This is a genomic window from Enterobacter cloacae complex sp. BZL2005, assembly GCF_049238885.1.
Taxonomy (GTDB): Bacteria; Pseudomonadota; Gammaproteobacteria; order Enterobacterales; family Enterobacteriaceae; genus Enterobacter; species Enterobacter roggenkampii.
The window spans coordinates 265178-280767 of the sequence record NZ_JBMKGI010000004.1 but is presented as its reverse complement, the minus strand read 5'-3'; the positions used below and the strand labels follow the sequence as shown (position 1 = coordinate 280767).

10 protein-coding genes are annotated in these 15590 nt (G+C 59.2%); 3 read left to right on the top strand and 7 right to left on the bottom strand.

All coding sequences use genetic code 11. The annotated features are described in order from the left end of the window. Nucleotides 1-66: 66 nt before the first annotated feature. Complete coding sequence (gene clcA, locus ACOTXI_RS10830) at nucleotides 67-1467, bottom strand: H(+)/Cl(-) exchange transporter ClcA (protein ID WP_008501924.1); 1401 nt, start codon at nucleotides 1465-1467, stop codon at nucleotides 67-69. A gap of 176 nt (nucleotides 1468-1643) precedes the next feature. Between clcA and hemL the strand changes: the two genes are divergently transcribed. Then, nucleotides 1644-2924, top strand: a complete 1281-nt coding sequence (gene hemL, locus ACOTXI_RS10825; protein ID WP_008501925.1) for a glutamate-1-semialdehyde 2,1-aminomutase — start codon at nucleotides 1644-1646, stop codon at nucleotides 2922-2924. Nucleotides 2925-3008: 84 nt separating this feature from the next. On the opposite strand, the gene fhuB is transcribed toward hemL, so the two are convergent. The 6 genes from fhuB to hrpB all read right to left on the bottom strand — a co-directional run bounded on the left by fhuB (nucleotide 3009) and on the right by hrpB (nucleotide 14265). Continuing rightward, nucleotides 3009-4991 carry a Fe(3+)-hydroxamate ABC transporter permease FhuB gene (gene fhuB, locus ACOTXI_RS10820; RefSeq protein ID WP_058654196.1) on the bottom strand — a complete coding sequence of 661 codons (1983 nt, stop codon included), beginning with the start codon at nucleotides 4989-4991 and terminating at the stop codon, nucleotides 3009-3011. Continuing rightward, nucleotides 4988-5878: a Fe(3+)-hydroxamate ABC transporter substrate-binding protein FhuD gene (fhuD, locus tag ACOTXI_RS10815; RefSeq protein WP_023345453.1), complete on the bottom strand. Its 891-nt coding sequence runs from the start codon at nucleotides 5876-5878 to the stop codon at nucleotides 4988-4990. The genes fhuB and fhuD overlap by 4 nt, the downstream gene beginning before the upstream one ends. Next, nucleotides 5878-6675 (bottom strand): Fe3+-hydroxamate ABC transporter ATP-binding protein FhuC, encoded by a 798-nt coding sequence (gene fhuC / locus ACOTXI_RS10810; protein ID WP_008501928.1) that lies wholly within the window; start codon nucleotides 6673-6675, stop codon nucleotides 5878-5880. Before fhuC ends, fhuD begins: the two co-directional genes overlap by 1 nt. A gap of 50 nt (nucleotides 6676-6725) precedes the next feature. After that, nucleotides 6726-8936: a ferrichrome porin FhuA gene (gene fhuA, locus ACOTXI_RS10805; protein WP_058654197.1), complete on the bottom strand. Its 2211-nt coding sequence runs from the start codon at nucleotides 8934-8936 to the stop codon at nucleotides 6726-6728. A gap of 231 nt (nucleotides 8937-9167) precedes the next feature. Continuing rightward, on the bottom strand, nucleotides 9168-11693 hold the full coding sequence (mrcB, locus tag ACOTXI_RS10800; RefSeq protein ID WP_008501930.1) for a bifunctional glycosyl transferase/transpeptidase: 2526 nt from the start codon (nucleotides 11691-11693) through the stop codon (nucleotides 9168-9170). 142 nt (nucleotides 11694-11835) lie between these two features. Further along, nucleotides 11836-14265, bottom strand: a complete 2430-nt coding sequence (hrpB, locus tag ACOTXI_RS10795) for an ATP-dependent helicase HrpB (protein WP_058654198.1) — start codon at nucleotides 14263-14265, stop codon at nucleotides 11836-11838. 73 nt (nucleotides 14266-14338) lie between these two features. Between hrpB and thpR the strand changes: the two genes are divergently transcribed. Both thpR and sfsA read left to right on the top strand, forming a co-directional pair. Then, a complete protein-coding gene (gene thpR / locus ACOTXI_RS10790; protein WP_032654719.1) occupies nucleotides 14339-14893 on the top strand; it encodes an RNA 2',3'-cyclic phosphodiesterase in 555 nt (184 codons plus the stop codon). Next, nucleotides 14883-15587, top strand: coding sequence for a DNA/RNA nuclease SfsA (sfsA, locus tag ACOTXI_RS10785; RefSeq protein WP_021240498.1), 705 nt, complete (start codon nucleotides 14883-14885; stop codon nucleotides 15585-15587). Before thpR ends, sfsA begins: the two co-directional genes overlap by 11 nt. Nucleotides 15588-15590: the final 3 nt, after the last annotated feature.

Below are 15590 nucleotides of genomic sequence, written 5' to 3'. Positions count from 1 at the left end.
GAATACTGCTATTGGGTAAAATTCACCCAATTCTTTTCGTCATTATCTAATACCCTGGTAATTCATTCAAGTATTCTGCGCGGCGGCCCGCTCCGCCTCTTGTTTTGCCAGGGTACGCGCGAGGATGGTGGAGTATAGCGGTTTTCCACCCAGGAACTGGGCTAATAGTGTCGCCCCGAGACAGGTAATGATCATTGGCAAAATGAGCTGGTAATTGTCCGTCATCTCCAGCACCAGCACGATCCCGGTCAACGGCGCGCGCAGGGAGGCGGCCAGCAGCGCCCCCATTCCGGCTACCGCAAAGGTCCCTGCATCAAGGTGATAGGCGGGAAAGCCCGCTTGAGCCGCCATACCAAACGCGGTGCCCAACAAGGTTCCCAGCGCCAGCATCGGGGCGAATATCCCGCCGGGCGCGCCGGAGGAAAAACACAATACCGTGGTGATGACGCGGGAGATAAACATAAACAACAGCAGACCCACGCTGAAGTTCCCCGCCGCCGCAATCGGGATCAGCCCGAAGCCGCCGCCCGCGGCATTTGGCTCGATAAACCCGAGCACGCCACAGATTCCGCCAAGCAGGCCGCCCATCAGCACCCATTTAGTCGTATTCCCACCGTGAATACGCTGGAACATATCCTGAGCGCGCAGGATAAAGGTGTTAAACAGCGGTCCCACCACGCCAAAAATCATGCCGAGGATCAGGTAAAGCCACAGGGTGTTAACCGGCGCGTTGGTCAGTTTACCCACCTCAATGACCGCCCCTTCGCCATTAAAGAGGCGAAACACGATGCTCGACATAATGACGCCGGTAAAAACCGCTTTAATGGAGATCAGGTTGTAGCGAAACTGCGCGCGCATCTCTTCGATGATAAACAAAATGCCCGCCAGCGGCGCGTTAAAGGCCGCCGATAGCCCCGCCGCCGCACCGGTAGCCAGCAGCGTATGGCGCGCTTCGGCGCTGCGCATCCGAAAGAGATCGCCCACCATGCGGCCGACGTTCCCGCCCAGCTGAACCGTGGGCCCTTCCCTGCCGAGCACCATTCCCGCGCCCAGCGTACCCATGCCGCCGATAAATTTTACCGGAATGACTCGCCACCAGCGCACAGGACGCAGCTCCTCCAGCGCCCCTTCAATTTCCGGGATGCCGGACCCGCCCGCCTCCGGCGCGAATTTACGCACCAGGAAATACCCCACCATGGCAAACAGCGCCGACAGCCCGAACGCCGCAACCCAGACCAGCCATCGGCTGTCGGCGAAACCGGCCACGGTTCCCACTCGCCAGTTGAGCACGGCATTAACCGCTTTTTCAAACGCCACGCCCACCAGACCGGCGAGCGTTCCCACCACGGCAGCGGCCAGCAGGATCGCCAGCGGCGTTTTATCGCGATTGAGCAGCCGTCGAATACTGATTCGATGCTGGGCGCGCGTAAACTGTTGTTCTTCAAAAGACGGAGAATCTGATTTCATGTCCTGTACTTATTCGTCATACAAAAGCCGCGTGGATTTTACCAGAGACTGCCCCACCGTCTCCTGAAAATTACTTAACAAATCTTAAAGCATTACCAGGCTAAAAATTTCATAACCTTCCCCGAATCACTTAGAATAGTGGGCTTAATCATTTTATACGAACCAGGAACGACGCCATGAGCAAGTCTGAAAACCTCTACAGTGCAGCCCGCGAGCTTATTCCGGGTGGCGTGAACTCACCTGTGCGCGCCTTTACCGGCGTGGGCGGCACGCCGCTGTTTATCGAGCGTGCTGACGGCGCGTATCTGTATGATGTCGATGGCAAAGCCTATATCGATTACGTCGGCTCCTGGGGCCCGATGGTGCTGGGTCACAACCACCCGGCCATTCGTAACGCGGTAATTGAAGCCGCCCAGCGCGGCCTGAGCTTCGGTGCGCCTACCGAAATGGAAGTGAAGATGGCGGAACTGGTCACCGAGCTGGTCCCGACCATGGACATGGTGCGCATGGTGAACTCCGGTACCGAAGCCACCATGAGCGCCATCCGCCTGGCGCGCGGCTTTACCGGCCGCGATAAAATCATCAAGTTCGAAGGCTGCTACCACGGCCACGCGGACTGCCTGCTGGTGAAAGCGGGTTCCGGCGCGCTGACGCTCGGCCAGCCAAACTCGCCTGGCGTGCCTGCGGATTTCGCGAAGCATACCCTGACCTGCACCTACAACGATCTGAACACCGTTCGCGCGGCGTTCGAGCAGTATCCGCAGGAGATCGCCTGCATCATCGTTGAGCCGGTTGCGGGCAACATGAACTGTATCCCACCGCAGCCTGACTTCCTGCCGGGCCTGCGCGCCCTGTGCGATGAGTTCGGCGCGCTGCTGATCATCGACGAAGTGATGACCGGCTTCCGCGTGGCGCTGGCGGGCGCCCAGTCTTATTACGGCGTGGAGCCGGACCTCACCTGCCTGGGTAAAATCATCGGCGGCGGCATGCCGGTCGGCGCGTTCGGTGGTCGTAAGGACGTCATGGAAGCGCTGGCACCAACCGGCCCGGTTTACCAGGCGGGCACGCTCTCCGGCAACCCTATCGCCATGGCGGCGGGTTTTGCCTGCCTGACCGAAGTGGCGCAGCCAGGTATTCACGAAACCCTGACCGACCGGACCACGCAGCTGGCAAACGGCCTGCTGGAAGCGGCAGAAGAGGCCGGTATTCCGCTGGTGGTTAACCACGTAGGCGGGATGTTCGGGATTTTCTTCACCGAGGCGAAAACCGTGACCCGCTATCAGGACGTGGTGAAGTGCGACGTTGAACGCTTCAAGCGCTTCTTCCACCTGATGCTGGAAGAAGGCGTGTACCTGGCACCGTCCGCATTCGAGGCGGGCTTTATGTCCGTGGCGCACAGCGAAGAAGATATCAACAACACCATCGACGCGGCGCGTAAGGTGTTTGCGAAGCTCTAAGAGCATTGCCGGGTGGTGCTAACGCTTACCCGGCCTACGGTGTTCTCCCTCTCCCCGTGGGAGAGGGCATCAAGCCGCACCTGATTACCGACTCTGCTTTCTCAACAGATAGATAAAATACGGCGCACCAATAAAGGTCGACAGCAGCCCCGCCGGGATCTGATACGGGAACAGCACCATTCTTCCGCACCAGTCTGCAAACACCAGCATCACCCCACCCGTGAGGGCCGACATGACGATATGCGGCATCGTCCGGCGGAACCCCATCATTCTGGCGATATGCGGCGCCATTAACCCCACAAAACTCAACGGGCCAATCGTCATGGTGGCCGTCGCCGTCAGGCACGCGGCGAGCAGCAGCAGCGCTACACGTGCTGGCGTCAGCGCCATTCCCACCGCACGTGCGGTTTCACCGCCGAGCGGCAGAATAGTCAGCCAGCGTCGGCACAGCGGCACCATCGCCAGCAGTACGATCATCACGAGCCCGGACCCGATCGCCTGGCTGCCGGTCGCGCCGTACGTTGAGCCGGATATCCAGGTCAGGATCTTCGCCATACGCGGATCGCCGCTTGCCTGCAGCATCATCAGCAGCATGGTGAACGCGGTGCTGAGCGCCATCCCCGCCAGCAGCATGCGGTGCGGTGAAAACCCGCCGCGACCGGCGGCAATCAGGATAATCAGCAGCGTAACCGCCGCCCCGAGACTGCCGGCAGGCATCAGCCAGCCAAACGCATTGCCCGGCACAAAGAACAGCATCAGCACCACGCCAAAGGCGGCGCCAGAGCTGATCCCAAGCACTTCCGGGCTCGCCATCGGGTTGCCGGTCAGACGCTGAATAATGCACCCCGCCACCGCCAGCATTACCCCTGCAATCAGCGCAGCAAAGATACGCGGCCAGCGCCACTGCAGCAGGTCGTTGAGTAAATCGCCCGTTGCCCAGTGCCAGCCCGCGGCATCGCGACCGAATGAGAGCGCCGCGAACGAGGCGATAACCAGCACCGCCAGCCCGGCAAGGCTAAACCACAGTACCGACTGACGTTCAGCATGGACTTTATCGCCCGCATCCATCGCCGGCGCGCTCATGCTGCGCAGACGCGGCAGCAGCCAAAGCAGCAGCGGCGCACCGATAAGCGCCGTGACCGAGCCGGTAGAGACTTCCCGCCACACCCGCGCCAGCCAGAGAATAAGCTGATCGGAAAGCCAGAGGATCAGCGCCCCAATCAGCGAGGCCAGCAGCAGACGCGCCAGCAAACGGCGCGCCCCAAGCATTTTCGCCAGCAGCGGCGCAAACAGGCCGATAAACCCGATGATGCCGACCGCGTTCACCAGCAGGGCGCTTAATACAATCGCCAGCGTCAGCGCCGCCAGGCGAGCCAGCGACAGCGCCAGCCCCAGGTTACGCGCCACGCCATCATCCAGTCCCATCAGCGTCAGGGGACGCAGGAGCAGCAGCGTCAGCACAACACCGCCAGCCAGCTGCGGCCACAGGCGCAGCACAACGCTCCAGTCGGTTTGGGTGAGCGTGCCGGTACTCCACAGGAACATGCTTTGCAGCCTATCGTGGTGGAACAGCACCAGCAGCTGGTTAATGGCGCCACAGTAGAGGCTCACCACCAGCCCGGCCAGGATAAGCGTTACCGGAGAAAGGCGCTTGCCCCAGGCCACGCCAAAGACCAGCGCGCCCACTACGCACGCCCCCGCGAGTGCCGCAAACTGCGAGGTTAACGCTCCCGGCAGCGCCCACAGCGTGGTGATAGTGATCCCAAGCTGCGCGCCGGTCGCGACGCCGAGCGTGGTTGGCTCTGCCAGCGGGTTACGTAACACCTGCTGGAACAGCACGCCCACCAGCCCTAAGCCGGCACCGACTAAAAGGGAGATTGCCAGACGCGGCAGCAGGCTGTAGTGGAACAGCATCTGCTGAATATTGTCGATATCCGGCGAGGCCAGCGCGGCTCCCCATTGCGCGCGCGGTAACGCGGCAGAGAGGTTGAACCCGGTTAACGCCAGCGCGGCAAGAAAAATCAGCATCAGCAGAAGCGCCGGGAAACGGGCAATACGCGTACTCATGCTTTACCTCCCAGGGCGTTATCCAGCACGCGGGCAAAATGCATCGCCGACAGCGTCGCGCCGTAGAACCAGACCGCCGGAGCGCGCTGGAAGCGCCGCTCGCGCACAAACGGCATCGCCTGCCAGAGCGGGGTCGCCATCAGGGTTTGCATGTCGCGCTCGTTGCCGTGATCGAAGCACAGCACATCCACATCGCGAAACGCCGCGAGGCGATCGATACCCACAGCGGTACTGCCCCAGAACGTCATCTCCCCTTCCCAGGCGTTGCGAATGCCGAAGCTGTCCAGCACCTCCTGGAACAGGCAGTTTTTACCAAAGACCAGCATATGGCGGGCATCCAGCAGCGTCACCATCAGCAGCGGACGATCGCCCCGGTGAGCAAAACGAGGCTTGAGGGAGTCGATCAGGGCATCAAATTCGGCGAGATGCCGTTTGGCCTCCGCTTCCCGGTTAAGGAAATGCGCCATCTCGCCAATCGAATTTTTCGCTACGGCCAGCGGTTTTTTACCGTCGCTGAAAGCGAATCCGCGCCCGGGCGCAATGCGCGCCATCACCTCTTCTGACGGACCGTAGCCCGCGGACCAGAACAGGAACGAGGGTTTCATCTGGGTGAGCAGCTCGAGGTTTGGCTCCGTGCGCAGGCCGACGTCGATCACCGAGTCCGGCAGCTTCGGCTCGTTCACCCAGAGGTTATAGTTGGGAATGTCCGCGACGCCGTAGGGCGTAACGCCGAGCGCCATCATCAGCTCGACCGGCAACCACTCCAGCGCCACTATGCGGTGCGGATCGACGGCGGCGGCACGCGCCGTATTCATTTTTAACAGCAGCGGTGAGAGGGCCATCGCCGTCAGCAGGCGACGGCGGCTAATGCGCATGTTGTCCAGCATCAGTACACGAAGCTCACCGGTGCAGCCCCGGCCGGGTGAGGCAGAATACCCATCGGAATACCATAAATCTGTTCCAGCGTTTCGCTGCGCATCAGCTCGGACGGCGTTCCCTGCGCAATCATTTCGCCGCCGCGCAGCGCAACAAGGTAATCACAGTAGCGTGCCGCCATGTTGATATCATGCAGCACCGCAATCACCGTCAGCCCGCGCTGCTGGCTCAAGCGGTGCACCAGCGCCAGAACATCGACCTGATGGGCGATATCAAGTGCGGAGGTGGGTTCGTCGAGGAGCAGGCAGCGGCTGTCCTGGGCCACCAGCATTGCAATCCACGCGCGCTGGCGTTCACCGCCGGACAGGCTATCCACCAGACGGTGCGCCAGCGGCTTAAGCCCGACCAGCGCAATCGCCTCTTCCACTTTCTCTCTGTCGGCCACGCCAAAGCGTCCAAGCGCGCCATGCCACGGATAACGCCCAATCGCCACCAGTTCTCGCACCGTCATCCCCTCCGCCTGTGGCAGCTGCTGCGGCAGATACGCCACTTTGCGCGCAAAGGCTTTACTGCTCCAGCTCTCCAGCGGTTGGTCATCCAGCAGGATGTCGCCTTCTGACGGCGGCTGATGGCGTCCCAGCATCTTGAGCAGCGTGGACTTACCGGAACCGTTGTGACCAATCAGGCCAGTGACTTTACCTGCGGGAAACGTCAAAGAGAGCGGATGCAGTAGGGTGCGCCCGGGTACGCGAAAGGAGAGATGGTTGAGCGTAAAGGTGGTGTCGGGTTGCGTTTGATTATCCTGCATATCAGCCAACTTAAATAAAAAGGGCACGGCGAACCGTGCCCGAAGAGAGATTAGAAGCGGAAGGTCGCGGTAGCAACAACCTGACGTCCTGCTCCCCAGTAGCAGGCATATTCGCTGTAGCAGCTGGAGACGTATTCGCGATCGAAGATGTTGTTCACGTTGACGCCGACAGAAGAGCCGGGAAGTCCAAAGCGTGCCAGATCGTATTTCACGGTGGCATCCGCCAGGGCATAGCCCGCGACGTTGAATGACTGGTAGGCTTTTGGCGACGAGGCAGAGTAATAGGACACGGTGTTACCAATGTAACGGGTGCCAGCCCCTACCGTCAGACCGCTCAACGCCGTCTCATGGAAGGTGTAATCTGCCCACAGAGACGCCATATTGCGCGGCACTTCCGCCGGACGACGGCCTTCATACCAGGTATCGTGCGTGTATTCCGCATCAGTAAAGCTATAGGAAGCCGTCACGTTCACGTTGGCAGAGACGGCAGCTTTCGCTTCCAGTTCGAAACCGCGAGAGCGAATTTCACCGCCCTGCACGCTAAAGCCGCTGGTCGGGTTCGCCGGATCGGCCGTCAGGTTGTTGTTTTTGGTTAACTGATAAACAGCAGCCGTGACCACAACAGGCAGATCTTTCGGTACGTACTTCACGCCCGCTTCATACTGCTTGCCGCGTGCAGGATCGAACGGTTTGCCGCCCTGAGTGGTACCTGAAATCGGTTCGAACGATTCGCTATAGCTGAAATAAGGCGTGATGCCGTTGTCGAACAGGTAGTTAATCCCGCCGCGCCACGTGAATGCCTGATCGTTGATTTCCGCGGTAGTACCGGTTGTACGCGTCAGTGCTGAGGTTTTCGCAAAGTCATAGCGGCCACCCATTGTGAGTACCCACTTATCCCATTCAGCCTGATCCTGCGCATAAAGGCCGGTTTGTTCCTGACGGTTGAGCACTTTGTAAAGGTAGTAAACGTCGACATTTGGATTGCCGTACGCAGGCTTCGTCATACTGATGGGATCGGCCGTGCCGTAGTCAGCATCAATATCGTTACGCATGCGCAGGTAATCGACGCCCGTCAACAGGGTATGATCCACTGCACCGGTCGCGAATTTGGACTGAAGCTGAGTATCAACGGTAAACGAGTTGAGGTCCTCATCGGAGCGCACATACGCGCGGCTGATCTGAGCCGGTGCAATATAGCCGTTACCGTAGACGGAACGGTAAAGCGTATTGATTTTGGTGTAACGCAGGTTTTGACGCACGGTAAAGGTGTCATCAAACTGATGCGAGAAGCTGTAACCCACCATTTTCTGACGACGGGAGATCTTGTTATCTTCTTCACCTTCGTTGAAATCGGTCGGCAGCTTGTGTGCTTTGCCGTTGGCATCGTAGTAAGGCACAACGGTACCTTCCCGCGGCAGCCAGCCGTAATAGCCTGCATCCGGATCGCTCTGGAAGTTGCTCAGGAAAGTAAAATCGGTTTTATCGTCAGGACGCCAGCTGAAAGCAGGTGCAATGGCGTAGCGGGAAGATTTCACCATCTCCTGCTGCGCATTTTCGCTGCGCCCCAGACCGGTCAGACGGTATGACCACACGCCGTCATCATCAATCGCATCGCTGAAATCAAACCCGGTCTGCCACAGGTTATCGGTACCCATTTTGAACTGAATTTCTTTCAGTGGCTCGGTGGTTAGGCGCTTGCTGACCATGCTGACCACGCCGCCCGGGTGGCTTTTACCGTACAGAACGGACGTTGGGCCACGCAGCAGCTCGACGCGCTCAAGGAAATACGGATCCATGGACGCTTCAGAATAGTTATCTCCCTGCAGCTTCATCCCGTCCAGATACTGGTTAGTATTCACGGTACTGGAAGTGGTGAACCCACGAATAGAAACAACATCATACGTTGTAGACGCCCCGCGTGTTGCGAACACGCTCGGCGTATAGGCCAGCGCCTGTTTAACCGTCCCCGGCTGCTTCATGTCCATCTCTTCACGGGTGACGACAGAAATAGACTGCGGGGTTTTCTCAATCGGGGTATCGGTCTTGGTCGCGGTGGCGGTGCGTTTAGCCGCAATCGTGGGTGCCGGTCCCCAGGCACTTTCCTGTGCCGCAGGTGCTGCGGTTACCGTAATGGTTTCTTCTTTTTTCGGGGTTTCGGCAGCATGTGTATAAGCCGACATGCCGGCAACCGCTGTGGCGACGACGACCGCGATTTTACGCAGCGACGTATTGATTGGCTGAGCAGTATTGGAAAGCGCCATGGTGTATCTCTGATGGAAAAGTGAATGATAACGTAAACGAGAATTATTATTATGACCGCAGCATAATAGGCGAAACGCTGACTGCATAGCAAGCAGTAAGCGGCCCTACGAGAATTAAGGGTTTAAGAAATAACCAGGAGAGAACGAAGGGTTAATCAATATTAAAAAGAGGGTTAAAAAAAGGGGGGGAATGGGTAAAAAAATCCCCCCTTGCGGGGGGACCTCACGCGGTTAGTTACCGCCGAACATATCTTTAATCCAGCCTGCGACACCATCGCTGTCTTTCTTCTCGTTCTGCTGCTGCGGCTGTTGCTGCTGCGGCTGCTGTGGCTGAGAAGACTGCTCAAACGGGTTACCCGTTGGCTGTTCTGGCTGGCTTTGCTGGCACAGGGAATCCGGGTTGGTTGTCCAGACCGGCAGAGTACGCATTCCGCCGCCGCAGACGAAGTTACCGGAGCTGTCCACGCCCATATCGACGATATCTTCCGGCGCAACCAGGTTCAGCGGCACTGGTGACTGATTCGCCAGATAGCGCTGATAAATCGACATCGCCCCGCTCGCGCCGTACAGCTTGGTCGGCTGGTTGTTGTCGCGTCCTACCCAGGTAATGACCACTTCACGGCCATCGATACCGGCAAACCAGGTATCGACGTTATTGTTGGTGGTCCCGGTCTTACCAGCCAGATGCAGGCCCGGATACTTCGCACCCAGTTGACGACCCGTACCGCGCTGCACCACCTGCTGCATCGTCCACAGCGTCATATAGGCCGCCTGCGCAGGAACGGCACGTTCCGCCTGCGGGAAGCTCTGATACAGCACGGAGCCATCTTCGGCAATCACCGAACGCAGGGCGGAGAGCGGCGCGCGGTTACCGCCGCTGGCGATCGTCTGGAACGCCTGCGCCACTTCGATCGGCGTCAGGTTGAGCGCCCCCAGGATCATCGCCGGTACCGGGTGCAGCTGATCTTTCGCCACGCCCAGCTTCTGCCAGGTATCGACAATCGCTGGCAGACCCAGCGACATGCCCAGGTTCACCGTCGGCACGTTCATGGAGCGCGTCAACGCATCCACCAGCATCACCTGACCGCTAAACTGCTTGTCGTCGTTCTGCGGTGACCACACCTGGCCGTTAGGCTGGCGCAGGGAGATCGGCGCATCCGCAATCCAGGTATTCAGACGATACTGGTTTGGCTGACTCAGGGCAGTGAGATAGGTTGCCGGTTTTGCCAGAGAGCCGATCGAGCGACGCGCCTGCATGGCACGGTTATAGCCAGCAAACTGCGGCTCGGCGCCGCCCACCATCGCACGAACTTCGCCGGAGTTACGGTCAACCACCACCATCGCTGTTTCAAGATCGGAGAGCTTACGCTGTTTCTTCAGCGCCGGAATGCCTTCCACCGCCGCTTTTTCTGCTGCATCCTGCGCCACGGAGTCAAAGGTCGTAAAGATCTTCACGCCGGAGAGATCTTTCACCTTATCGCCAAGCTTGCTCTGCAGCTCCTGACGCACCAGCTGCATAAACGCAGGCTGAGGCGAGATCACCCCACCGCGCGGCTGCACGCCGAGCGGACGCGCGCTCAGCATGTCGTACAGCTCCTGGTCAATCACCTGCTGCTGTTGCAGCAGACGCAGAACGAGGTTACGACGCTCCAGCGCCAGTTTCGGGTTACGCCACGGGTTATAAATGGATGCCCCTTTCACCATGCCCACCAGCAGCGCCTGCTGATCCAGGCTCAACTCTTCGACCGGACGACCAAAGTAGTACAGGCTCGCCAGCGGGAAGCCGCGGATTTCGTTGTCGCCGCTCTGACCGAGGTACACCTCGTTCATATACAGCTCAAGGATACGATCCTTGCTGTAGCGCGCATCCATCAGCACGGCCATATACGCTTCGTTCGCTTTACGCCAGTAAGAGCGCTCGCTGGAGAGGAACAGGTTCTTCACCAGCTGCTGGGTCAGCGTACTTGCCCCCTGCACGGTACGGCCCGCGGTCAGGTTCGCCAGGACCGCACGGCCAATCGAGTAGAGGCTGATGCCGTCATGCTCGTAGAAGTGGCGGTCTTCGGTTGCCAGCAGGGTATCAACCAGCAGATCCGGGAAGCCGTTACGCGCCACGAACAGACGCTGTTCGCCGTTCGCCGACGAGAGCATGGTGATCAGACGGGGGTCGAGACGGAAGAAACCGAACTGACGGTTGTTATCCATGTTCTCGATGGTATCCAGACGATCGCCGTCAAAGGTCAGACGCGCGCGCACCTGACCCTCTTTGCTGTCCGGGAAATCAAACGGACGGCGGATCATCTCAATGCTGTTGGCCTGCACGGTGAATTCGCCAGGGCGCGTCATTTTTGACACCTGACGATACTGGGTGGCTTCCAGCAGTTTTACCATTTCGTTTTTCGTGATGGACATATCTGGCTCAAGATTCACCATACGGCCATACACGGCCGCAGGTAACTGCCAGACTTTACCGTCGATACGGCTGCGGATCTTCTGATCCAGATAGACGCCGTAAATTGCCATCAGCACAACAAAAACAATAAAGAGCTTCAGCAGCAGCCAGAACCAGCCGCGTTTGCCCCGAGGCTTGCGCCCTTTGCCTTTCCCTTTACGCGGCATCGGTTCTTCATCTTCATCATCGTCTTCATAGTCATCGTCATAGTCCTCATCTCTGAGGCGACGACGGCTTACCTTTTCTTTCGCCGGACGCGTTGGTCTTCCCTTACGTCCTATTGGCTCGCGGTCATTCCCCGCCATGCTTTTTCTCCGCAACTTTCAGGCGCAAGGGCCCGATTCTCTTTTCTTCCACCGGTCTGTGAAAGAAGAAATCTCTCAAAATTAGTTCTCCCTCTCCCTGTGGGAGAGGGCCGGGGTGAGGGCATCAGGCCGCACATCCCTATCAGGAATACTTCTTCGTCCGCTTCGTCGGCGCCGTATTCGCCGGATCGTCCGGCCAGACGTGTTTGGGGTACCGCCCTTTCATCTCTTTCTGCACGTCACGGTAGCTCCCCGCCCAGAACGCCCCCAGATCGCGAGTGATCTGCAAGGGTCGATGCGCGGGCGACAGCAGTTCAAGCACCAACGGCACGCGCCCTTCAGCGATAGACGGCGTGGTTGCCTCGCCAAACATCTCCTGCATTCGAACCGCCAGCGCCGGCGGATTATCCTCATGATAACGGATGGCAATCCGGCTTCCGGTCGGCACAGTGTAATGCCCTGGCAGTTCACTATCCAGACGTTGACGCAATGACCAGTCCAGTAAATTCTGTAACGCGACCTTAACATCAAGCGCTTTCAGCGCCCGCAGGGAGTGTACGCCGCTCATCTGCGGCAGTAGCCAGGTCTCCAGCGACGCGAGTAACGTTTCGTCATCCACCGCTGGCCAGGCGTACTCCGGCAACCAGCGAGCGGCGCAGTGCAGGCGAATGCGGTACTGCTCAGCCTCCGGTGTCCAGTTCAGCACGCTCAGCCCTTTTTCCCGAATGCCGTTCAGCATAGCCTGATGGAGCTCGTCTTCCGACGGCTTCGCCAGCGGCTTCGTTCCGAGTGTCAGTTTGCCAATCTGGCTGCGACGAAACGCCTTCAGCGTGCCCTGGGCGTCATCCCACTCGACGATGTCCGATTGCTGGAGCAGATGCGGACAGGTACGGGTCAGGGCGTCAATATCGACGGCAATCGCCTGCAGGATACGCGCATCCGGGGAGTTGCTCCCCTGCAACAGGAGCGGCGCAATCAGCCACTCATGACGCGTCAGGGCATCATCGCTGTCCAGCATCGCCCCCATACCATTTGCCAGCTGGTAGCGACCGTCCAGCCCGCGCCGACGCGCAATCCGGTCCGGAAACGCCTGCGCTAACAGCCGGGAGATGCTCTCACTGTCTGGCACGCCGCCGCGGCTGTTAAGCCGCTTACAGAGCTGCTGCGCCCGCTGCTGCCAGTTCCCCTGATTGCGCGAAAATGCCTGCCCCAGATCGCTACTGCCTCCGCGCGGCGGCTCCTCAAGGATAGCTGCCAGTTTGGCCGCCGTGGCAATCTCATCTTCCCCCTGCGCGGCCACCAGCATCGCGGCCAGACGCGGATCGTTGCCCAGTGCCGCCATTTTCTGGCCGCGTACCGTCAGACGTTCGCCTTCCAGCGCACCAAGCTGGGTCAACAGGTTGCGCGCAGCGGTGAGGTTCACGGCTGGCGGGGAATCAAGCCAGGTAAGCTGTCCAGGATCCGGGCAGCCCCACTGCAGCAGATCCATTACCAGGCCAGACAAATCGCTTTGTAGAATTTCCGGTGTGCTTTGCTGCGCCGCGCGTTCCGCCTGCTCTGCGCTGGTCAAATGCAGGCAGATACCCGGCTCAAGTCGCCCCGCGCGGCCCGCGCGCTGCACCATTGATGCCTGGCTGATGCGCTGCGTCAGGAGTTTAGTCAGCCCGGTGCGCGGGTCAAAGCTTGCCACCCTCTCCTGCGCGCTATCGACCACCAGGCGAATACCTTCGATGGTCAAACTGGTTTCAGCAATATTGGTTGCCAGTACCACCTTGCGCTGTCCAACCGGGGCAGGAAGGATAGCTTTACGCTGCTCCTGCAGCGACAGCGCGCCGTAGAGCGGGCAGAGCAGTACATCACCGCCTACGCGAGAGGAAAGCTGCTCCTGCACGCGCTGGATCTCCCCGACGCCCGGCAAAAACAGCAGCAGCGAGCCGGGTTCCTGACGCAGCAGTTCTGCGGTGGCAATGGCGACCGCTTCGTCAAAACGCTGATGGGAGGGAAGCGGTTGATAGCGGCGTTCAACTGTAAACGCCCGCCCTTCAGAGCTGATGACAGGCGCATCGGGTAGCGCCTGCCGTAGCCGCGCATTGTCCAGCGTGGCCGACATTATCAGCAGCCGGAGATCGTCACGCAGTCCCTGCTGAACGTCCAGCAACAGCGCGAGGGCCAGATCCGCCTGCAGGCTGCGCTCGTGAAATTCATCCAGGATCACCAGCCCGACGCCGGTCAGCTCCGGATCGTTTTGCAGCATGCGGGTGAGAATGCCCTCGGTGACCACCTCAAGGCGCGTTGTCGGACCCACGCAGGTCTCGGCGCGCATCCTGTATCCTACCGTTTCGCCCGGTTTTTCATTCAGCAGTTCCGCCAGGCGCTGCGCTACGTTGCGTGCGGCCAGCCTGCGCGGCTCCAGCAGGATAATTTTCCCGCTGATACTGCCCTCTCTCAGGATCTGCAGCGGCAGCCAGGTCGACTTACCCGCCCCCGTCGGGGCATTCAGCAAAACCTGCGGGGAATGGCGTAAGGCAGCGAGAAGGTCAGGAAGAACAACGGCGACCGGCAATGAGGACACTAACAGCTCCAGAGGGTTAACATTCGTCGGCGTACATTGTAGCATCGGCGCATATCATTACCGAGTCCTCCGTATGCCTGAGTCGAAACGGCTGTTTTTTGCCATTGAATTGCCCACCCCCTTACAGCGTCAAATTGTTCGCTGGCGCGCTGACCACTTTCCGCCGGAGGCCGGTCGCCCTGTCGCGGCGGCCAACCTGCACCTGACGCTGGCTTTTTTGGGCGACGTCAGTGCCGAAAAACAGCGGGCGCTAGCCGCCCTGGCAGGGCGTATTGCCCAGCCGGAATTTACGCTGCACCTCGACGACGCGGGCCAGTGGCTGCGTTCGCGCGTGGTCTGGCTGGGTACGCGACAGCCTCCGCGCGGATTATTACAGCTGGCGAACATGCTGCGCGCGCAGGCGGCGCGCAGCGGCTGTTATCAAAGCCCACAGCCGTTTCATCCGCACATCACCCTGCTGCGCGATGCCGGTCAGGCCGTTGCCATCCCGCCGCCGGGTTTTCACTGGGCCTTTCAGGTCAACACATTCGCGCTTTATGAATCCGTCTTTATTCAGGGACGCACCCGCTACACGCCGCTACAGCGCTGGACGCTGGGCGACACCGAAAGGAATTCTGATGAAGTTTAGTCCTCCCCTGCAGCACGCTACGCTTGTCCAACGCTACAAACGCTTCCTCGCCGATGTGATCACGCCAGAAGGCGAACAGCTCACCCTGCACTGCCCCAATACCGGTGCCATGACGGGCTGTGCGACGCCGGGTGACAGGGTCTGGTATTCCACATCAGAAAATACTAAACGCAAATATGCTCATACCTGGGAAATGACCGAAACCCAAAACGGGGCATTTATTTGCGTTAATACCCTGCGCGCCAATCAGTTAGTTAAGGAAGCGCTGACCCATGGCGTTATTCCCGAACTGGTTGGTTATGGCACGCATAAAAGCGAAGTGAAATATGGCGATGAAGGCAGCAGAATTGACTTCATGTTACAGGCGGAAGACAGGCCGGAGTGCTATATTGAAGTAAAATCAGTGACGTTAGCGGAACAGGAAAATGGCTACTTCCCGGATGCGGTAACGCTACGTGGCCAGAAGCATCTGCGAGAGCTAATGAGTGTTGCGGCGGCGGGCAAACGCGCCGTATTGCTGTTTGCGGTATTGCATTCAGCCATTGAACGTTTCTCCCCTGCCCGCCATATTGATCCTAAATACGCGCAATTGTTGAATGAGGCACAAAAGCAGGGGGTAGAGGTTTTCGCTTATAAAGCGGAACTTTCTGCCGATAATATGACTCTGAGATCCTCTCTTCCCATTGTCTTATAAGGG